19 protein-coding genes are annotated in these 19,585 nt (G+C 67.9%); 9 read left to right on the forward strand and 10 right to left on the reverse strand.

Translation table 11 applies throughout. The annotated features are described in order from the left end of the window. Positions 1 to 30: 30 nt before the first annotated feature. From RAMLITH_RS15355 to RAMLITH_RS15390, 8 genes are all read right to left on the reverse strand, one after another. Positions 31 to 2,634: an OmcA/MtrC family decaheme c-type cytochrome gene (locus RAMLITH_RS15355; protein WP_168108308.1), complete on the reverse strand. Its 2,604-nt coding sequence runs from the start codon at positions 2,632 to 2,634 to the stop codon at positions 31 to 33. Positions 2,635 to 2,957: 323 nt separating this feature from the next. Then, on the reverse strand, positions 2,958 to 5,579 hold the full coding sequence (locus RAMLITH_RS15360) for an OmcA/MtrC family decaheme c-type cytochrome (protein ID WP_168108309.1): 2,622 nt from the start codon (positions 5,577 to 5,579) through the stop codon (positions 2,958 to 2,960). A 425-nt stretch (positions 5,580 to 6,004) separates the two neighbouring features. Further along, positions 6,005 to 6,253, reverse strand: a complete 249-nt coding sequence (locus tag RAMLITH_RS15365; protein ID WP_168108310.1) for a hypothetical protein — start codon at positions 6,251 to 6,253, stop codon at positions 6,005 to 6,007. A 36-nt stretch (positions 6,254 to 6,289) separates the two neighbouring features. After that, positions 6,290 to 6,886 (reverse strand): NapC/NirT family cytochrome c, encoded by a 597-nt coding sequence (locus tag RAMLITH_RS15370; RefSeq protein WP_168108311.1) that lies wholly within the window; start codon positions 6,884 to 6,886, stop codon positions 6,290 to 6,292. 33 nt (positions 6,887 to 6,919) lie between these two features. Next, the gene (locus tag RAMLITH_RS15375) at positions 6,920 to 7,543 is read right to left on the reverse strand and encodes a NapC/NirT family cytochrome c (protein ID WP_168108312.1); all 624 of its coding nucleotides are present in this window, start codon (positions 7,541 to 7,543) and stop codon (positions 6,920 to 6,922) included. A gap of 169 nt (positions 7,544 to 7,712) precedes the next feature. Next, complete coding sequence (locus RAMLITH_RS15380; RefSeq protein ID WP_168108313.1) at positions 7,713 to 8,042, reverse strand: c-type cytochrome; 330 nt, start codon at positions 8,040 to 8,042, stop codon at positions 7,713 to 7,715. 153 nt (positions 8,043 to 8,195) lie between these two features. Beyond that, positions 8,196 to 10,232: a cytochrome C gene (locus RAMLITH_RS15385; protein WP_168108314.1), complete on the reverse strand. Its 2,037-nt coding sequence runs from the start codon at positions 10,230 to 10,232 to the stop codon at positions 8,196 to 8,198. Positions 10,233 to 10,368: 136 nt separating this feature from the next. Next, on the reverse strand, positions 10,369 to 11,016 hold the full coding sequence (locus RAMLITH_RS15390; protein ID WP_168108315.1) for a response regulator: 648 nt from the start codon (positions 11,014 to 11,016) through the stop codon (positions 10,369 to 10,371). 386 nt (positions 11,017 to 11,402) lie between these two features. Between RAMLITH_RS15390 and ccmA the strand changes: the two genes are divergently transcribed. From ccmA to ccmI, 9 genes are read left to right on the forward strand one after another with little or no spacing between them, the layout of a single operon-like run. After that, positions 11,403 to 12,008, forward strand: a complete 606-nt coding sequence (ccmA, locus tag RAMLITH_RS15395; protein WP_168108316.1) for a cytochrome c biogenesis heme-transporting ATPase CcmA — start codon at positions 11,403 to 11,405, stop codon at positions 12,006 to 12,008. Next, a complete protein-coding gene (gene ccmB / locus RAMLITH_RS15400; protein WP_168108317.1) occupies positions 12,005 to 12,670 on the forward strand; it encodes a heme exporter protein CcmB in 666 nt (221 codons plus the stop codon). Before ccmA ends, ccmB begins: the two co-directional genes overlap by 4 nt. After that, positions 12,667 to 13,449 (forward strand): heme ABC transporter permease CcmC, encoded by a 783-nt coding sequence (gene ccmC, locus RAMLITH_RS15405; RefSeq protein ID WP_168108318.1) that lies wholly within the window; start codon positions 12,667 to 12,669, stop codon positions 13,447 to 13,449. The genes ccmB and ccmC overlap by 4 nt, the downstream gene beginning before the upstream one ends. Then, on the forward strand, positions 13,446 to 13,637 hold the full coding sequence (ccmD, locus tag RAMLITH_RS15410) for a heme exporter protein CcmD (protein ID WP_168108319.1): 192 nt from the start codon (positions 13,446 to 13,448) through the stop codon (positions 13,635 to 13,637). The genes ccmC and ccmD overlap by 4 nt, the downstream gene beginning before the upstream one ends. Beyond that, positions 13,634 to 14,086: a cytochrome c maturation protein CcmE gene (gene ccmE, locus RAMLITH_RS15415; RefSeq protein WP_168108320.1), complete on the forward strand. Its 453-nt coding sequence runs from the start codon at positions 13,634 to 13,636 to the stop codon at positions 14,084 to 14,086. The genes ccmD and ccmE overlap by 4 nt, the downstream gene beginning before the upstream one ends. Beyond that, on the forward strand, positions 14,083 to 16,035 hold the full coding sequence (locus tag RAMLITH_RS15420) for a heme lyase CcmF/NrfE family subunit (RefSeq protein WP_168108321.1): 1,953 nt from the start codon (positions 14,083 to 14,085) through the stop codon (positions 16,033 to 16,035). Before ccmE ends, RAMLITH_RS15420 begins: the two co-directional genes overlap by 4 nt. Further along, entirely contained in the window at positions 16,032 to 16,562 is a 531-nt protein-coding gene (locus RAMLITH_RS15425; protein WP_168108322.1) for a DsbE family thiol:disulfide interchange protein, read from the forward strand. The genes RAMLITH_RS15420 and RAMLITH_RS15425 overlap by 4 nt, the downstream gene beginning before the upstream one ends. Then, positions 16,559 to 17,023: a cytochrome c-type biogenesis protein gene (locus tag RAMLITH_RS15430; RefSeq protein ID WP_168108323.1), complete on the forward strand. Its 465-nt coding sequence runs from the start codon at positions 16,559 to 16,561 to the stop codon at positions 17,021 to 17,023. The genes RAMLITH_RS15425 and RAMLITH_RS15430 overlap by 4 nt, the downstream gene beginning before the upstream one ends. Then, positions 17,020 to 18,234, forward strand: a complete 1,215-nt coding sequence (gene ccmI, locus RAMLITH_RS15435) for a c-type cytochrome biogenesis protein CcmI (protein ID WP_168108324.1) — start codon at positions 17,020 to 17,022, stop codon at positions 18,232 to 18,234. The genes RAMLITH_RS15430 and ccmI overlap by 4 nt, the downstream gene beginning before the upstream one ends. Positions 18,235 to 18,300: 66 nt before the next feature. On the opposite strand, the gene RAMLITH_RS15440 is transcribed toward ccmI, so the two are convergent. Both RAMLITH_RS15440 and RAMLITH_RS15445 read right to left on the reverse strand, forming a co-directional pair. Next, the gene (locus RAMLITH_RS15440; RefSeq protein WP_168108325.1) at positions 18,301 to 19,107 is read right to left on the reverse strand and encodes a TlpA disulfide reductase family protein; all 807 of its coding nucleotides are present in this window, start codon (positions 19,105 to 19,107) and stop codon (positions 18,301 to 18,303) included. Positions 19,108 to 19,170: 63 nt separating this feature from the next. Beyond that, positions 19,171 to 19,569, reverse strand: coding sequence for a group II truncated hemoglobin (locus RAMLITH_RS15445; protein WP_420376914.1), 399 nt, complete (start codon positions 19,567 to 19,569; stop codon positions 19,171 to 19,173). Positions 19,570 to 19,585 lie beyond the last annotated feature (16 nt).

A 19,585-nucleotide genomic window follows, 5' to 3' on the forward strand; every position in this document is an offset into this window, starting at 1 on the left:
CCCTCCCGGCCGGGCGCCGGACCGTGTTTCCTACTTCTGCCCGTGCACGATGTCCACGCCCATGAAGACCCCTGGGGCATGGCAGTCGCGGCACGTCTCCGGCGTCTGCAGCGACTGCGCCTGGGTGCGGTCGCCGAAGGAGGCGTTGCCGAAACTGGTGACGTGGCCGATCGCCTTGGGCGAGTCGTGGCAGGCGGTACAGGTGGCGGCCTGCGGCGAGACCACCAGCCAGCGCATCGGATCGGTGACGCCGGCCGGCTTGGCCACGACGGAGCCGACCTGGCCGCGGTCGATCATCCACGACTTGTTCACGTGGCACGAATCGCAGTTGAGGCCAACCTGCGGGTAGGCCACCTCGGCCGCGTAGTTCTCCGCGGCCGCCACGGCCGCCCCCGTGTAGCCACGGGCGCGAGCGGCGTTGGTGACCATCTCGGCGATGGTCTCGAACGTGCTGCCGGCGGCCACGGCCGTGCCGGCCGTGATCACGACCGTCGACGTTCCGCTGATCGTCACGCGCTGGTCGGCGAAGAACGTGCCAGCGGTGGTCAGGGCGCCGGCGTCGTTGAAGGCGCCCTGCACCGGGTTGCCGTGCGTGAACGGGAAGGTCCGCTTCGAGTTGCCGTGGATCCCGTGGATCATGCGCTTGAACTGGTAGGACTCGTTCAGAGCCAGGCCATTGGTCATGACCGTGGAGGACATGCGGTTCGGGTCATGGCACAGCGCGCAGGCTTCCACGGTGTTGCGGGCGCCGCCGTGGAACGCATTGATCAGCGTGTTGGATCCGGAGGTGGTGCCCAGCGCGCCGTGGCAGACGTTGCACTTCTCGTTGGAGACGACCTGGCGCCGCGGCGTGAGCGTGCCGGTCAGGGCCACGTCGGCGTAGGTGTTCTGCACGACGACGTTGATCAGCTCGCGCGGAGCGACTTCCGGCCGCGGGTCGGTCGCCGCCTTCACCTGCAGGCGCGGCTCCTTGATCTGGCCGATCGTCAGGACGCGGCCGGTGCCCTGCACGACATGCGTGGCCGTATCCGCCGGCAGCGGGATCGAGATCGTGTAGTGGTTGCTGCCATCGTTCGTCCCCTTGTAGGCGAACACGTTGGCGCCGCTGCCGCCGTTGTTGTACGACGTGAACTCGGTCACCCCGAGCGGCTGGCCGGCCATGCTCGGATACGCGACGTACAGGCGCAGGTTGCCGAACTTCGTGTTGCTGGAGCAGGCGGTGGTGGCGCCGCTGCCCGTGCAGTCGGAAGTCACCAGGTTGTAGGCCGTGCCGTTGGCCGGGTTGGACAGGAAGTACCTGACGGTGACCGCGCGCGCCGCCGCATCGTAGACGGCGCTCTCGATGTTCATCTTGTACAGCGCGCCGTTTTCCTCGTTCTGGTTCCAGTGCACGCGCTCGGGCGAGATCGCGTTGCCCGGCACGTGGCAGCCCTGGCAGGCGCTGCTGGGCATCTGGGTGGCCGCTGCGTTCGGGTCGCGGTTGCCGTTGAGCACGAAGTGGGTGTTGTACCAGTCGGAACCCGGATTGGCGGCATGGCAGGTCAGGCAGGCGTCGCGGCTGACGCGGGTCTTCCAGTTGTCGCCCTGCGGCGTCTTCGGGTTGGCGCCGGTGTGGCACGCGGTGCAGTTGCGCAGGTCCTGCGGGAAGCCGACCTCGGAGTAGTCGTGCATGCCGTTGCCGTAGCCCCAGATCACGTAGCGCTCCCCGCCGCGGCCGGCCTCGAGCTCGCGCTCGAGCAGGCGTCCGGCGTGGATCTTGTGCACCATGGTGGACAGCGTCAGCACGTTGCCGCTGTTGGCGTCGGTCGTGCCCGGGTTGTGGCACAGCACGCAGTACTGGACATCGACGCGCCCGCCGCCATGGATGGCGAGACGTTCGTGACAGCCGTTGCACTGCGTGACGTCGGCCATGACGCGTGTCTGCGACGGGTCGGTCACCGGGACGGAATTGCCGGCGGCATCGAACTTGAAGTCGTAATACGGATTGACCCGCACCACTTCGCCCGCCGCGTTCGTGTACGACAGCTGCAGGGCGATCCTGTGGGTGCGGTCAGGCTCGAACGCGACGCCGCTGGTCTGCGCCGGGTTCCTGATGTCGGTGCGGAACGTGTATGTGTAGTAGCCGTCAGGATTCAGCACGAGCTGCTGCGCCGCCAGGGCGGGATCGGTCTGCTTGCTGTCGGTCGTCGCCTGGCGCGCGCTCGCGAGCACCGGGCGCCCGTTCGGACCTACCGTGGCGGTGGCGTTCTCCGTGCGATAGATGTAATTGACCCACTGGTCAGGGTTGCCGCTGGTACCTGGAACCAGCTTGGCGATCGCGACGCTGATGTCGGCGAGCTTCAGACCAGTGACTGCGCGCGCATTCGAAAAAACCGCGAAATTCACCTTGGGTGCGCCGCTCGCGACGCTGACCGCCGGCACGCCCGCCTGCTGCACGACGGCGAAGGATGCGGATGAGTTGGTCGCGGTGTCGTTGGCCGCCGAGGCCGCCGCGCTGGCGATCGCCTGGCTGACCGCCGACCCGCTGGGCGGGGTGGGGCTCACTGGCGTGTCGCCGCCGCCTCCTCCGCCGCCGCACCCCGCGATAGCAAGCGCGAACATCAGCGCTGCACTCCAGTGAACCCACTTCTTCATCTTTTGCTCCTGGATCGGACGGACCGATCAAATCGGGGCCGCAGCTGCCGGCCCCACACTTCTCCGGGATGGACCCGTCAAGGGATTCTCCGGGAGCGGACCGCGATGCGAAATCGGAAGGCGCTCAAGATTGTCCTAGGAATAATCTGATCCGTGTAGCTGCGATGGCGGATGCGTAGCGCGCCGCCAACATTCCGGGATGCGCCGGTTTCCGGATCGGACCGACCAAGCCTTCGAAAAGCACGAAGCCGCCCCAGGCGGCTCCGTGCCAAAAGGAAACCGGCCCGCGGGCCGGCTCCTCTCATGTCACCCGCGGAGCGGGATCACTTGTACGCATGCGCCTTGTCGACACCAAGTGCGGTACCCGGTGCGTGGCAGCCTTCGCAGGCTTCGAACACCTTGCCGCCGTACAACAGGTCGTTCTGCGTGAAGTTGCCGAACGCGCCGCCGCCGATGTTCTTGACGTGCGTCTGCACCGACTTCGCATCGTGGCAGGTCGTGCAGGTGGCCACCTTCGGCGAGAGCACCATCCAGTCGAGCATGTTGGTCTTGCCGGTCGGCTTGAACACGACGGTGCCGAGCACGCTCTTGTCCTGCTTCCAGGAGTCGTTCACGTGGCAGTTCGAGCAGGACTTGAGGGCGCCCGGATAGGCGACTTCGGCCGTGAAGTTCAGCGTCTCGCCAGGGTACTGGTCGGCGCAGGTTGCCACGCCGATGCTCGGGGCACCGGCCGTCTTGCTCGTGCCGTCCTTGTTGTATTCACCGCCGAGTTTCATGCAGTGCGTGAACGGATAGTTGCGCTTGGCGACGTAGTGGATGCCGTGGACGAAGCGCTTGGCCTGGTAGGACTCGTGCAGGAACGACGAGGTCGCCGCGTTCGGGATGGACGTCAGGCTGTCTCCGACCACGGGCGCCGTCGAGCCGTCCGCCATCAGCGTGTAGCTGCCCGCCTGGTTGGCGTTGTGGCAGATCGCGCAGCCGTCGGCGTTGTTGCGCACGCCCTTGTGGAAGCCGACCGTCTGCGAGGACATCGGCACGCCGAGGAACGCGTGGCAGTTGTTGCAGCTGTCGTTGCTGACGATCGCGCGGCGCGGCGTCGAGGAGTTGGCGCCGGTGGCGATGTTGACGTCCTTGATCGCGTTCTTCACCGGCACATAGGCCAGGTCGGAGTTCTGCGTCGGCGGCACGGCACCGATCGGATTGCGGGTGACCGCATCCAGGCGGCGTTCGGCGACCGAGCCGATGATCATCACGCGGGCGTTGCCCTTCGAGCCGGCCGGGATCGTCACGTCGGCCGTGTAGCGACCCGTCGCGTCCGCCACGCCGCGGTACGCAGCGTAGCTGGCCGAGGCGGTCACGTCGTCCAGCGTCACGCCGGCCAGGGTTTCCGTGGCGACGTAGACCGTGAACGTGCCGAACTTGTCCTGCGGCTTGCCGGGCACCGCCGGCGGGAACACCGCGTCCCAACGGTAGTTGGTGTTGCAACCGACGATGGAGGTGCCGGCGGAGTCCGTCGTGGCGGCGCCGGAGCAGCCTTCGCGCAGGTCGTAGGCCGCGCCTGTCTTCGGATTGACGATGGCGTACTTCACCGACAGCAGGCCCGTCGCGGTGGCCGTGGCCGCTTTCTTCAGCGACACGCTCTCGATCTTCGCTTCGTAGTTCGCCGTGTTGGCCAGTTCCTGGACCCAGTGCACCTTGTCGGCGCTCAGCGGGCTGGAGGGACCGTGGCACGAGGCGCAGGTGGAGTTGCCGATGGCCGCGGCCGAGGCGCCCAGCTTGAGCGTCGTCACGTGGGTGGCGTAGAAGCCGCTGGTCGTGCCGGTCTGGTGGCAGCTCAGGCAGGCTTCCTTGCTCGGGACGCTCTTCCAGTTGTCGCCCTGCGGCGTCTTCGGGTTGGCTCCGTCATGGCAGGCCACGCAGTTGCGGATCGGCTGCGGGAAGCCCACCTCGCTGTAGTCGTGCTTGCTGTTGGAGTTGCCCCAGATGGTGTAGTTCTCGCCTTGCTCGTGCAGCAGCCGGCCGGCGTGGATCTTGTGCACCATCGTCGACAGCGTCAGCACGTTGCCGCTGTTGGCGTCGGTCGTGCCGGTGTTGTGGCACATCACGCAGTACTGCGTGTCGACGCGGCCGCCGCCGTGCAGCGCCAGCTTGTCGTGGCAGTTGTTGCAGGTGGCGATGTCGACCATCTTGCGCGCGGTGGAGGCAACCGACTTGCCATCGGCGCCGACCGTGAAGTCGAAGTACGGATTCACGCGCACCAGCTCGCCGGCCGCGTTCTTGTACGACAGCTGGATCGCGACGCGGTGCGTGCGATTGGGCTCGAACGCCACCCCGTTGGTGGAGTACTTGGTCGTGCCCGAAGTGGCCGTCCAGGCCGGATCCTTGAGGTCCGTGCGGAAGGTGTAGGTGTAGTAGCCGTCCGGGTTGTAGACCAGCTGCCCGGCGGCCAGGGTCGCGTCGGACTGCTTCGGATCGGTGGTGGCCTGCAGCGCCTGCGGCAGCACCGCGGCGCCGTTCGGGCCCACGGTAGCCGTGGCCACCTCGGTGCGATAGACGTAGCTCACCCACTTGTCGGGGTCGCCGTTGCTGCCGGGCACCAGTTTCGCGATCGCGAAGCTGACGCTGCCCAGCGCCACGCTCGACACCGGCTTGCCGTCGGAGAAGACGGCAAAGTTCACCTTCGCCGGGCTGGCGATGGTGAACGCCGGAACGCCGTTCTGCTGCAGCACGGCGAACGACGCGGTCGAATTGACCGACGTGTCGTTGGACGCCTGCGCACCGGCCGTCGCCAGCGCCTGAGCCACCGACGCCGCCGGCGGTGGCGGCGTGCCGCCATCGGGCGGTGGAGTGACGACGTCACCGCCGCCCCCGCCGCCGCACCCGCTCAACGCGAGGACCAGCGCGGCGAACGCCGCCGCGCTGCTGCGAACAAGAAATTTTTTCATACCTGACTCCATGGAAACACGACAAGCCTCTGACCGAACCCGCTGTCCCGCGCCGCCAGTTGCTGGCGCGCCGCGGTCAATCCGAATCGAGTTCACTCCATCTCTTCGCGCTGTTCCGACCCACTGCGGGTCATGATCCGAGCTGTGCAACGATTCTCCCGAAGGGGGTCCGGCGCCGATATCGGAACCGCTTCAAAATTCACCTAGGAATCGTCTGAGGAGGGAACCTTGGCGCGATCGCTACGCTCGAAGGGCGTTCGCTGCCAGTGAGTCGTGGTCCGCTGCAGGCATGGACAGCCTGGCCGCCCTGAGGGGCCAGGCGAGTCAGGGCAACGGCCGAGCGAGGCGCGACGCGAAAAAACCACTACCCGAGCGAAGCCGTCGGCCAATGGCCAGGAACGGCGGCGAACGGACGGCGGCCGCCGCTACGGGCGCAGCAGCGGCGTGATCAGCCCGCCGATCACGGTGGAGGCGGTGTAGAGCACCACGACGGCCGGCACGGCCGCCACCGCGGCCTTGATCATGAACCAGAACATGGTGCTGAACTTCATGTTGAGGTCCGCGACGTAGACGGGCAACGTGCGGACGGCGTCGGGCGACACGGCGCCGCACCGCGGGCAACTCGCGGCGGTGTCGCTGATGCTGGCCTTGCATTCGGGGCATTCGATGAGCACGGGAATTCCTTTCGAGGATCGGGGGATCGCGCCGTCCTAGTGACGCGCGGGCTCCTTCGCGAACATCTCCTGCGGGCCGGGACCCTCAGGCTCCTTGTGCGACATCGCGAAGTGGCATTCGATGCAGGTCAACCCGTCGAGTCGCCCCTTTTCGTGGCGCTTCAGCGCCTTCTCGCTCTGCCTGTCGGGATCCATCTTGGCCGTGGTGTGGCAGTGGCGGCACTCCCTGGAGTCGTTCTCCTTCATGTATACCCACACGCGCCGGGCCAGCTCGAAACGCTTGGCCTCGAACTTCTCGGGCGTGTCGATCGACCCGGTAAAGTGGCCCCAGTAGTCGGCCCACAGGCCCAGCTTCGCCAGGTAGTTGGGCACGTACGCGTGCGGCACGTGGCAGTCGTTGCACGTGGCCCGCACGCCGCTGCGGTTGACGTCGTGCACCGCGCCCTTGTGCTCCTTCTGCAACTGCTTCATCTCGTGGCACGAATCGGCACAGAACGCCTCCGAGTTCGCGTACACCATGAACGAGCCGACCGACGCGAACGCCACGGCGCCAAGCGCGAGGCCGGCGACCAGCACCAGCAGGCTGCCGGGGCCGGCGCCCCAGGACCGGAACTTGCGATAAAGCTTGAGCATCTCGGCTTCTCCTCGTGTTCGTGTGGCAGGCGCCTACAGGATCGCGCTGCGCGGGATCAGGCTGCGGTCGACCTCGAGCTCCTGCGGGCCGGGACCGCCCTCGGGCACCTTGTGCGTGATGCCGAAGTGGCAGTCGACGCAGGTGAGCTTCTCCCGCTTGGCCTTCGCGTGCCTGGCCACGGCCTGGGGCGACTGGCGGTCCGGGTCCATGTTCGCGGGGTTGTGGCAGTGGCGGCACTCGCGCGAGTCGTTGCCCTTCATGTAGGTCCAGACGCGCTGCGCCATCTTCGGCCGCTGGGCATCGAACTTTTCCTTGGTATCCACCGCCTTGGTCACGTGGTGGCTCCAGAGGTCGTTCAGCGCGCCCATCTTCGCGATGTAGAGGGGGATCGGCGAGTGCGGGACGTGGCAGTCGACGCAGGTCGCGCGCACGCCCGTGCGGTTGCGGTCGTGCGACGACCCCATGTACTCCAGGTTGGAGTTGTTGGCCATCTCGTGGCAGCTGGTCGCGCAGAACGGCTCCGTGCTGGTGTAGACCATGGTCGTGCCGAACACGCTGAGGCCGGCCACCCCGAGGAAGAATCCGGCCACCAGGACCATGAAGGCCCGCTTTCCGGCGGCCCATCTGGCCAGCCTTGCAAGTGCTCTCGGGGGCATGTTCGCTCCTTCGCTTCCGGGAGCGCGGGCTTCGGCGCGCGGGCATGCGCCCGCGGCGGGCGCCGGCGCTCGTGACTCTGGGCCGTGTGACGGCGCACGGCGCCGCCATGCAGCGGCGCCCGCGCGCGGGTCACGGGGCTACGGGCTTACGAGGCGCAGGGAACGGCCGCTACAGCGACAGGATCCACTGCACCACGTTCTTGATCTCGGCAGCATCCTTGGTCTTGAGCGCGCGGTGCTCTTCCTTCTTGCCGTCGATCTCGACCATGGGACTGGTGGTGAGGTGCTTGGTGAGCTTGTCCTCGGCGTCGGCCTTGCCCTTGTACTTCTTGGCCGTTTCCTTGAACGGAGGCCCGTCCTTCTTCTTGTCGACCGCGTGGCACTTGAAGCAGTCGCTCTTCTTCAGCACGGCCTGGGCGCTGTCGGCGTCGGGCGCGGCCTGGGCGGCCAGGGCAGTCATCAGCCCGCAGCCGATGGCCAGGGTGGTCAGCAACTTCATACAGCGTCTCCTTTGAAAAAATTCAAACACCTCGTTGCGTTGCCACCGCCCCGAAACCGCTGTGCCGGCACCTGCGCACGGGGCGCGGGTGCCGGCAGCGGCAGGGCGGATCCTGCTTGGACCGTGACTGTTCTTGTTAACGACCGTCCGCGATCAACCTCCGAAGAAGAATCCGATGCCCACCAGCGTCAGCAGGGTCAGGCCGATGGCGATCAGCGTGAAGCCAAGGAGCTTCGACAGCCTCAGCCTCGTGGGCGACGGCGCGTCGACCAGGTGGCGTTCCAGCTCGCCGCTGGCGACCAGGCGCTGGTACTCCAGGGCGTGTTCCTTCTTGAACTCCTCGAGCGGCACGCTGCCCGTGAACATCACCACGTCGACCGGGAACTTGTCGGGGCGGAAGTGGTTGTTGAAGAAGTGCACCGTGAAGAGGAACACCACCGCCAGGAACGCCTCCTCGCCGTGGAAGATCGACGCCACGTTGAAGATCCAGCCGGGCAGGAAGCTGCCGAAGAAGCTGGGCAGCCACATCACCAGGCCGCTGACGCCGATGATCGTCACCCCCCAGAAGGGCGCCCAGTAGTCGAACTTCTCCCAGTACGTCCAGCGGTCGAAGGTCGGGCGCGGGCCCTTGCCGAAGAACCACCGGAACATGCCGATGATGTCCTCCAGGTCCTTCAGGTTCGGCACCATGGAGTTGGGGCCGAAGATCTCGAAGGTCTTCCACTGGCGCCCGATGCGGAACAGCATGTAGAACAGGTGCCAGAAGAAGATGCCGGCGAAGATCACGGCCGCGGTGCGATGGATCACGCCGGTGACCTGCGGGCCGCCGAAGAACTTCATGATCGCGGGCGCCCATGGCACGTCGGGATAGAACAGCGGCATGCCGGTCAGGGTCAGCACCATCAGGCTCAGCGCGAACAGCAGGTGGGCGACGCGCCAGGTGGCGGTGAAGCGCTGGTACTGCTTGCCGTGCAGCTGCGCCGGCACCTCGTCGATGCGAACGTGCTGGTGGCCGCCGCCGCGGGCCTTGCGTTCCTTCCATTCCCGGTAGAACCACAGGATCGTGTGCAGCCAGAAGAACCCGAAGGTGCCGATCAGTAGGCCGCTCATGAGCTGCCACGCGGCCCACACCTGCGGATAGCGGTTGAAGTCGCCCGCGTCCGCGTGCGGCTGGAAGCTCGCGAAGCCCTTCGAAACGTCGGGCAGGCCCTTCTTCGGGTTGTGGCAGGAGCGGCAGGTCTCCAGCCGGTTGTCCGGATGCGCCTTCGATTCCGGGTTGTCGACGCGGACGATGTCGTGGCTGCCGTGGCAGTCGAAGCACTTGGCGGTGTAGGCGTAGCCGAGCGTGCTGACCTTGCCGTGGAACGTGTCCTTGTAGGTCTCGAACTGCTTGGTGTGGCACTCGCCGCACTGCGCCGTCACCGTGAGCTTGAAGGGGTCGCTGGAGGTGCCGGCCACCGCATGCGCCGTGTGGCAGTCCGAGCAGACGGCCGCATCGGCCAGCATCTTCTTGGCGTTCTCCTGTCCATGGACCGACTGCTGGTAGGTCTCCAGCTGGTCGGTGTGGCAGGTGCCGCAGTTGGCCGAGATGCCCAGGCGGAACTGCGTGTACTCGGGCGTGTTCTTCGCCGGGACGTTGAAGCTGTGCGTGTCGTGGCAGTTGGAGCACGAGGCGTTCGGCTTCGTCTTGTCGTCCGCGTTCGGGCGCGCGTGGAACGACTTGCGGTAGGCCTCGATGTTCCTGGCGACCACGCCCAGGCGCGGCCGCTCCTCGGTCCGGCCGCGCTTGACGGTCTGGTCCCAGAGATCCTGGTGGCACGACGCGCAGTCGACTTTCGCGAGGGGCTGGGCCGGGTCACGCGCGTGGACATTGCCCTTCTCGGCGTTGTCCTTGATGTCCGTGTGGCAGGCGACGCACTCCATCCGCGCGTGCACGCCGGCCTGGAACTTCTGCGGGTCGACGACGTGCAGCGCCCGCGGCTTGCCCGCGGGCGTCGGAACCTCCAGCTTGCCCTTCTTGCCGTCGTGGCAGGTCAGGCAGGTTGCGTTGTCGAGCTTCGCCTCAACCGCTGGCGCCGGGGACTGGGCAGCGGCTGGCGCCGCCAGTCCGCCCAGTCCGAGGCAGGCGAAGACCAGACCCGCGGAGACCGCGGCCCGGCGCAGGCGTGCAAAGTGGCCCTCGTGATGCATTGTTGGTTTTCCTGACTGCAAAAAAAGGCGCCGGGCACAAGGCGGCCCCGCACCGTTCCAAGAATCCCGACACCGCCTGCCCCTGGTCCGTGGCCGGACCAGGTTCCCTGGCATGAACGGTGCGGGACGCCATGAGCTACTCGCGGACAGTGTCGAGCAGCTTGTGCTCGATAGCGTAACGCACGAGTTCGACCTGACCGCCGAGGGTCATCTTGTCGAGGATGTGCGACTTGTGCGTACTGACCGTCTTGATGCTGAGCGACAGTTCGTCGGCGATGTCGGTCAGCGTGGCACCGCTGACGATGCGGCTGAAGATGCCGTACTCGCGGTCGGTGAGCCGGTCGTGGGGCAGCATGGCCCCGTCCTGCACCGGATGGCTCGCCAGCAGCTCGGTCACCCGCTGGCTGACGAACATGCGGCCGCCGGCCACGCGCCGCAGCGCCGAGAGCACCGTCTCGGGATCGGCGCGCAGCGAGAGATAGCCGGAGGCGCCGGCGCGGATCGCCCGCACCGCGTACAGCTCCTCGCGCTGCGGGCTGAACACCAGCACGGGCAGGCGGGGGCGCTCGGCCTTGATCATCTTGATCAGTTCGAGGCCGCTGCGGCCGGGCATGCACAGATCCAGCATGACCAGTCCCCACTCGCGCTGCCGGATCATCGCCAGCGTCGCATGGCCGTCGGCGGCCTCGCCGGACACCGCGATGTCGGGCGCGCCGGCCACGAGGAACTTCAAGCCGAAACGCACGACCGGATGTTCGTTGGCTATCAGTACCTCGATCGTCACTTGCCCTCCAAGGCCCTTACCACAATGTTCGTCACCGAGCCGCCGCGCGGGCCAGTCTCAGGGTGGTTGATAGTGTCTTGGCAGGGTGGCGGGGCACCGTTGATCTACGTCAACGGCAACGCGACAGTGCGACCGGGCGGGGGCCGGCGTGCTCTGGGATAATGCGCTGCCCCTGGCTGACGGGGGCGCCATGGTCCCTCGCGCCGACAGACGGGCCCATGAGGCGGGCCGGCACCAGAACAACAGCGCGCGTCCATGAGGGCCACCGTGCATTGCCTTGTGCACCGTGGCCTCCCGCGGCGATCCCGATGCGGTTGACATTCCTCAACGGGGTCGCGTCCGTCCTGTTGGAAACCACTGTTTGCCTCCCGACAATCGATCCGTCAATGTTGAGCGCCCACCAACTCACCTGTGTCCGCGGTGAACGCACCTTGTTCACCGGGCTCGATCTCGCCGTCGGAGCGGGCGAGTGGCTGCACGTGCGTGGCGGCAACGGCTGCGGCAAGACCAGCCTGCTGCGGCTGCTGGCCGGCCTCGCCAGCCCCGCGGCCGGTGAAATCCGGTGGTGCGAGCAGCCGGTCCGCGAGGACCTGCAGGCCTACCACCAGGCCATGCTGTTCCTCGGCCACCAGGGTGCGGTCAAGGAGGAACTGACGGCGCTGGAGAACCTGCAGCTCGCCGCGGAACTCGACGGCGCGACGCTGGACGACGACGAAGCCATCGCCGCGCTGCACCGGTTCGGCCTGAAGGGGCGCGAGCACCTGCCGGTGCGGTTCCTGTCGGCCGGCCAGAAGCGGCGGGTGCTGCTCGCCCGGCTGGTGACCCGCAAGGCGAAGCTCTGGATCCTGGATGAACCGTTCACGGCGCTCGACACGCGGGCCGTGGACATGCTCGGCGGGCTCGTCGGCGAGCACCTCGCCGCGGGCGGCATGGCGGTGGTCACCAGCCACCAGGCCATTCCGCTGGGCAACGGGAAGGCGATCGAGCTGTGAAGGCGATCCTGGCCGTCGTCCGGCGCGACCTGCTGCTCGCCATGCGCCGCAAGACCGAGGTGCTGACGGCGCTCTTCTTCTTCGTCATCGTCACCAGCCTGTTTCCGCTGGGGATCGGGCCCGAGACCGCGCTGCTGCGCAAGATCGCGCCCGGCGTCCTGTGGGTGGGCGCCCTGCTGGCCACGATGCTGGGGCTGCAGCGCATGTTCGCGGCCGACCATGCCGACGGGACGCTGGAGCAGATGGTGCTCTCGCCCAGTCCGCTGGGGCTGCTGGTGAGCGGAAAGAACATCGCCCACTGGCTGGTCTCGGGGCTGCCGCTCGTCGTGCTGGCGCCGATCCTGGGTATCCAGTTCGACCTCACTGCAGGGGAACTAGGAGTACTTATGTTGAGTCTGCTCCTCGGGACCCCGGTGCTGTCGCTGGTGGGCTCGATCGGCGCGGCGCTGACGCTGGGGGTGCGCGGCGGCGGCGTGCTGCTGAGCCTGCTGGTCCTGCCCCTGTACGTGCCGGCGCTGATCTTCGGCGCCGGGGCGGTGCAGGCCTACAACTCCGGGCTGGGCGCCGCGGGCCATCTTTCGCTGCTGGCCGCGCTGCTCGTGATGGCCCTGTTTTTCGCGCCGTGGGCGACCACGGCGGCTTTGAGGATCGCATTGGAATGAGCCAGAGTGTCGTCACTGATCGCATCGAGCCGAACCGGGGCGTGATCCACTGGTTCAGGTTCGCGAGCCCCTACAGCTTCTACCCCATGGCCGCGCGGCTCGAGCCCTGGTTCTGGATACTCGCCATCGCCTTCGGCATCGCCGGGCTGTGGGTAGGCTTCTTCGTCGCGCCCACCGACGCCCAGCAGGGCGAGGGTTACCGGATCATCTTCGTGCACGTCCCGGCTTCCTGGCTGTCGATGTTCATCTACCTGGTCATGGCCGGCTGGGCCGCCGTCGGGCTGGCGCTGAACACGCGGCTGGCCGGGATGTGGGCCCAGGCGCTGGCGCCCACGGGTGCGCTGATGGCCTTCCTGTCGCTGTGGACCGGCGCCTTCTGGGGCAAGCCGATGTGGGGCACGTGGTGGGTGTGGGACGCGCGGCTGACCTCCGAGCTGATCCTGTTCTTCCTGTACCTGGGCTTCATCGCCCTGCAGGCCGCGATCGACGACCCGCGCCGCGCCGACAAGGCCGGCGCCATCATCGCGCTGGTGGGCGCCATCAACGTGCCGATCATCTATTTCTCGGTGAAGTGGTGGAACACGCTGCACCAGGGTTCCTCGGTCTCCATGACCAAGGCCCCGTCCATGGCCATGACCATGTTCACGGGGATGATCCTGATGGCGCTGTGCTTCTGGATGTACTCGATCGCCGTCGCGCTGCGGCGCGTGCGGGCCATCATCCTGGAGCGCGAGGCGCACACCGACTGGGTGCAGCAGTTGCCGGAGGTGAAGGCATGATCTGGAGTTCGGCATCGGAGTTCTTCGCCATGGGCGGCTACGGACTCTACGTGTGGGGCAGCTTCGGCATGTGCGCCGTCGCGATGGCCCTGGAGCCGGTGCTGGTGGCGCGGCGGGAGAAGAGCATCGTGCAAAGCCTGCGCCGCCGCGCGCAGGCCAACAAGTTCGACAAGGAAGATCATCAATGAAGGCGTGGAAACGACGTGGCGCCATCGTCGTCGGTGGCGTGGCGGTGGTCAGCATCGCGGCGGCCCTGGTGCTCAACGCGCTGAACAGCAACATCGCGCTGTACGTGACTCCCAGCGAGGTCGCCGCGGGCAAGGCGCCGAAGGACTCGGCGTTCCGCATCGGCGGCATGGTCAAGGAAGGGTCGGTCCGCCGTGACAACCTGACGGTGCATTTCGTCGTGACCGACACCGCCAAGGAAGTGCCCGTCGCCTACACCGGTATCCTCCCCGACCTCTTCAAGGAGGGCAAAGGCGCGGTGGTGCAGGGCCGATTCCAGGGCGGCCAGTTCGCCGCGACCGAGGTGCTGGCCAAGCACGACGAGAACTACATGCCGCCGGCGGCGCAGCACGCCGTCGACCAGGCCCAGCGGGCGCAGAACGCCCAACCGGTGCAAGGGGCGGCCAAGTGATCCCAGAGCTCGGGCATTTCGCCCTCATCCTGTCCCTGTGCGTGGCCATCGTGCTGGGCACCTTGCCGCTGGTCGGCGCCCACCGCGGACGGCGCGAATGGCTCGTCCTCGCGCGCCCGGCGGCGCAGGCGATGTTCCTGCTGATCGCCGCCGCCATGGCGGCGCTGACCTGGAGCTTCTACGTCAACGACTTCTCGGTGGCGTATGTGGCCGGGCATTCCAACTCGCTGCTGCCCACGCCGTACCGGATCGCCGCGGTGTGGGGCGGGCACGAGGGCTCGCTGCTGCTGTGGGTCTTCATGCTGGCCGGCTGGACCGTCGCCGTGGCGCAGCGCTCGCGCACGCTCGACGAAGCGATGGTGGCGCGGGTGCTTGGGGTGCTGGGACTGGTCACCACCGGGCTGCTGCTGTTCGTCCTGCTGACGTCCAACCCGTTCGACCGGCTGATCCCCGCCGCTCAGGAGGGCCGTGACCTCAACCCGCTGCTGCAGGACCCGGGCCTGATCTTCCATCCACCGCTGCTCTACATGGGCTACGTCGGCTTCTCGGTGGCTTTCGCCTTTGCCATCGCCGCCCTGCTCTCCGGCCGGCTCGACGCCGCCTGGGCGCGCTGGTCGCGGCCGTGGACGACCACCGCCTGGCTGTTCCTGACCCTGGGCATCGCGCTGGGTTCCTGGTGGGCCTATTACGAACTGGGCTGGGGCGGCTGGTGGTTCTGGGACCCGGTGGAGAACGCTTCCTTCATGCCGTGGCTGATCGGCACGGCGCTGTTGCACTCGCTGGCCGTGACCGAAAAGCGCGGGAGTTTCCGCAACTGGACCGTCCTGCTGGCGATCGGCGCGTTCTCGCTCTCGCTGCTCGGCACGTTCCTGGTGCGTTCCGGCGTGCTGACCTCCGTCCATGCGTTCGCGACCGATCCCAAGCGCGGCATCTTCATCCTCGCGCTGCTGGTGATCGTGATCGGCGCCTCGCTGACGCTGTTCGCCTGGCGCGCGCCGAAGGTCGGCCTGGGCGGCGCGTTCGGCCTGTTCTCGCGCGAGTCGCTGCTGCTGGTGGGCAACGTGCTGCTGGTGGTGGCCGCCGGCTCGGTGCTGCTGGGCACGCTGTACCCGTTGCTGGTGGACGCACTGGGCCTTGGCAAGATTTCGGTCGGCCCGCCCTACTTCAACGCCGTGTTCGTGCCGGTGATGGCGCCGGTGCTGCTGCTGATGGCCGCGGTGCCGCTGGCGCGCTGGAAGAACGCCGAGTTCCGCGAGATGGCCGGCAAGCTGTGGGGGCCGGCCGCGTTCGGCGTCGCCTGCGGCGTGGTCGTCCCGCTGCTGCTGGGCGGCTGGACCGTCCTCACCGGCGTCGGCATGTTGCTGGCCGGCTGGATCGGCGCCTCCACCTTCATGCAGGTCGCCAAGCGCCTGAAATCCGGAATGCCGCCGGCGTCCTTCTGGGGCATGCACCTGGGGCACCTGGGCGTTGCCGTGTTCGTGGTCGGCGTCACCCTCGTCGGCGGCTACCAGGAAGAAAAGGACGTGCGCATGGAGCCGGGCGACGTCGCCACGGTCGGCGGCCACGAATTCAAGTTCATGGGCGTGCGCGACGTGCAGGGCCCCAATTACCGCGCTGCGCGCGGCGAGTTCCAGGTGAGCAGGAACGGCAAGCCGCTGCGCGCGCTGTTCCCCGAGAAGCGCAATTACGCGTCGTCCGGCATGCCGATGACCGAGGCGGCGATCGACCCCGGCGTCACCCGCGACGTCTACGTCTCGCTCGGCGAGCCGCTGGAGGGCAAGGCCTGGGCGGTGCGCGTGTACTACAAGCCGTTCGTCAACTGGATCTGGGGCGGCTGCCTGCTGATGGCGCTGGGCGGCCTGATGGCCGTGATGGACCGGCGCTACCGGCTGAAGGTGAAATCGGCGGCGGCGGCGGCCGACGCCAACCTGCGCGGGGCGGCGGCATGAAGGCGCGCTTCCTGATTCCGCTGGCGCTGTTCGTGGTGCTGGTCGGCTTCCTGGCCGTGGGCCTGCAGCGCGACCCGCGCGAGATTCCGTCGCCGTTGATCGAGAAGCCGGCCCCGGCGTTCAACGTGCAGCAGCTGGTGCTGGCGGACAAGAACTTCTCGCCGGCCGACATGAAGGGCAAGGTCTGGATGCTCAACGTCTGGGCCTCGTGGTGCGTGGCCTGCAAGGTGGAGCATCCGGTGCTGATGGACCTGAAGCGGCGCGACATCGTGCCGGTGATCGGGCTGGACTACAAGGACAAGCGCCCCGACGCGCTGAAGTTCCTGGCGCAGAACGGCGATCCGTACGACTTCTCGGCCATGGACGTCGACGGCCGGGTCGGCATCGACTGGGGCGTCTACGGCGTGCCGGAAACCTTCGTCATCGACCAGAACGGGATCATCCGCTACAAGCACATCGGCCCCGTGACGGCGGAAGCGCTGGACAAGACGATCCTGCCGATCATCGAGAAACTCAAGAGCCAATGAAACGCCTGTTGACACTGTTGCTGCTGGCGCTCGCGTTCGCGGGCGCCGGGGCCAAGGAAGCCGCGCCGCTGGCCGAGGATCCCGTGGTCGAAGCGCGCCTGCTGGCCATCTCCGAGGAGATGCGCTGCCTGGTCTGCCAGAACGAGTCGCTGGCCGGCTCGCGCGCGGAACTGGCGATGGACCTGCGCCGCGAACTGCGCACGCTGATCAAGCAGGGCAAGACGGACGCGGAGATCCGCGAATTCATGGTGAGCCGCTACGGCGACTTCGTGCTGTACCGCCCGCGCATCAGCCCCATGACGTACCTGCTGTGGGGCGGGCCGTTCCTGTTCATGGTGGTGGCCGTGGTGGTGCTGCTGGTCTACCTGCGGCGGCGCAACCGCGCTGTGGCGGGCGAGGTGCAACTGAGCCAGGAAGACGAGCGTCGCGCGGAGGCGCTGCTCAAGGGAGAACCGAAATGACCGCATTCATCGCGGCCGCCGCGGCCGCGGTCGCCATCGTGCTGGTGCTGCTGATGCGGCCCTACTTCGGCCGGCTCGCGCCGGGCCAGAGCTCGCGCGCCCAGCTCAACGCCGCCATCTACCGCGAGCAGTTCGCGAAGCTGGAGCAGGACCTGGGCGAAGGCACGTTGAGCCAGGCCGACTACGCGCAGGCGAAGGCCGAACTGCAGCGGCGCGTGCTGGAAGACACCGACGTGGCGGACCAGCAGTCCACCGTCGTCGGCGCGCCGCGCAAGACGATGATCGGCCTGGCGCTGGCCGTGCCGATCGTCGCCGGCGCGCTCTATCTGCAGATCGGCACGCCGGCGGCGATGGATCCGCTGGCCACGCAGGCGGCCGGCGCCGGTCATGGCCAGATCACCAGTCCGGAGCAGCTCGAGCAGATGGTGGCGGCCCTGGCCCAGAAGATGGAGCAGGAGCCCGGCAACAGCAAGGGCTGGGCCATGCTGGCGCGCTCGTACAAGGCGATCGGCCGCCCGGCCGACGCGCAGAAGGCCTTCGAGCGGGCTGGCTCCTTCATCGACGACGATCCCGAGATGCTCGCCAGTTACGCCGACGTGGTGGCGAGCAACGCGGGCACGCTGGCCGGCAAGCCGACCGAACTCATCGACAAGGCATTGCGGGTCGACCCCAACCATCCGATGTCGCTGTGGCTCAAGGGCACGGCGGACTTCGAGCAGAAGAAGTACCCGCAGGCCATCGCCACCTGGGAGCGGCTGGTGGCGATGCTGCAGCCTGGCTCGGACGACGCGCGCATGCTCGAAGGCGCGATCAACGATGCGCGTTCGAAGGCCGGCTTGCCGGCCGGCGCGGTGGCCGCGGCCCCCACCGGCGTCAACATCAAAGGCACAGTGGAACTCGATCCGGCGCTCAAGGCGAAAGCTTCGCCCGACGACGTCGTGATGGTGATCGCCCGCCGTCCGGGCACGCGGATGCCGCTGGCGGTGCTGCGCAAGCGCGCCGCCGAACTGCCGCTGCAGTTCACGCTGGACGACTCGCTGTCGATGGATCCCAGTTCGCGGCTGTCGTCGGTGCGTGAGATCGAAGTGGAGGCACGCATCTCCAGGACGGGGCTGGCCAAGCAGGAGCCGGGCGACCTGCTCTCGCAAGCCCAGACCGTGAAGCTCGGCGCCGACGGGGTGGCCCTGCGGGTCGCCAAGGTGGTGCAGTAGACGCGAAGAGCGCGGGACGGAAACCGCTGGAGCCGGGCCCGTGGACCCGGCTTTTTCTTTGAGCGGTCAGCGCAGGCCGCGCAGCCGCTCCTGCAGCGTGGCGGCCGAGAGTTCGCCGACGCGGGTGGCGACCAGCGTCCCGCCGGCGTCGAAGAACAAGGTGGTCGGCAGGCCAGGCGCGGCGAACTTTGCGGGGACCTGCCCGGACTGGTCCAGCAGCACATTGCGCAGCGGCAACTGACGCGACTGCAACCAGGCGTGGACCCGGTCGCGCGGCTCGCGCACGTTGACGAAGACGAAATGCACCCCCGGATGGGCGGCCTGCGCCTGCTGCAGCACCGGCATCTCTCGCACGCACGGCGGGCACCACGTGGCCCAGAGATTCACCACGACCGGCTTGCCGGCGAACGACGACAGGTTCACCGGCTCGCCCTTCAGCGAGACCAGGGCGAGCGCCGGCAGCTTCTGCCGGTCGCCCGCGGCGATCGAGAAGGCAAGCGCGCCCAGTCCCCACACGATGGCGCCCGCCGCCAGCCCGGACCAGAGCGCGTCGCGGACGTGGGGACGGCGCCATTGCCGCACCAGCGCGAACAGCGCCGTGGCCGCGGCGCCCGCGACCGGCGACCAGCCGCCGTCCCGGATGTCCAGGACCGCCAGCGGTGACGCGAAATACTGTTCCCGGAACTGCCAGACGTAGGCGAGGCGCGCCGCCACGAAGCCGGCAGCCATGCTCTGCCACAGCAGGCCTTCCACTTCGGCGGCCGCCTCCCTGCCGATGCGCCAGCCGACGGCCAGCGCCGCCGCCATGGCGGCGAGCACCAGCAGCACGCCGTAGGGGATGGCCAGGGGCCCGAGTTGGAATGCGCCGCTCATATATCACTCACATTTTATATATGGATGGAGTGAAGCGGGCCGGCCTTCGGCCGCACGGCGGATTCAGCCCGGCGTGTTGCGCATCCAGTCGGCTGTCTGGAAGAACGCGGCGTTCAGGCGCTGGCGCAGCCCCTGCCCGACGCCGACGTCGGCCATCGCCTGGTCCATGCAGGCGAGCCATTCGTCGCGCTCCCGGGTGCCGATCGCGAACGGCATGTGCCGCATGCGCAGGCGCGGATGACCGAAGCGCTCCACGTAGTGCTGCGGACCGCCGAGCCAGCCACAGAGGAACCAGAAGAGGTTCTGGCGCGCCCGCGCCAGTTCGGTGCCATGGGTGGCGCGCACCGCCGCGTAGCCCGGCTCGAGCTCCATCAGGTCGTAGAAGCGCTCGACCAGCGCCCTCACCTGCTCCTCCCCGCCGATCGCCTCGTACGGCGTGCGGGTCTCCTGCTGCATCGTCATCGGCGCTGATTGTCAC

It is taken from the genome of Ramlibacter lithotrophicus, from assembly GCF_012184415.1.
GTDB lineage: Bacteria > Pseudomonadota > Gammaproteobacteria > Burkholderiales > Burkholderiaceae_C > Ramlibacter > Ramlibacter lithotrophicus.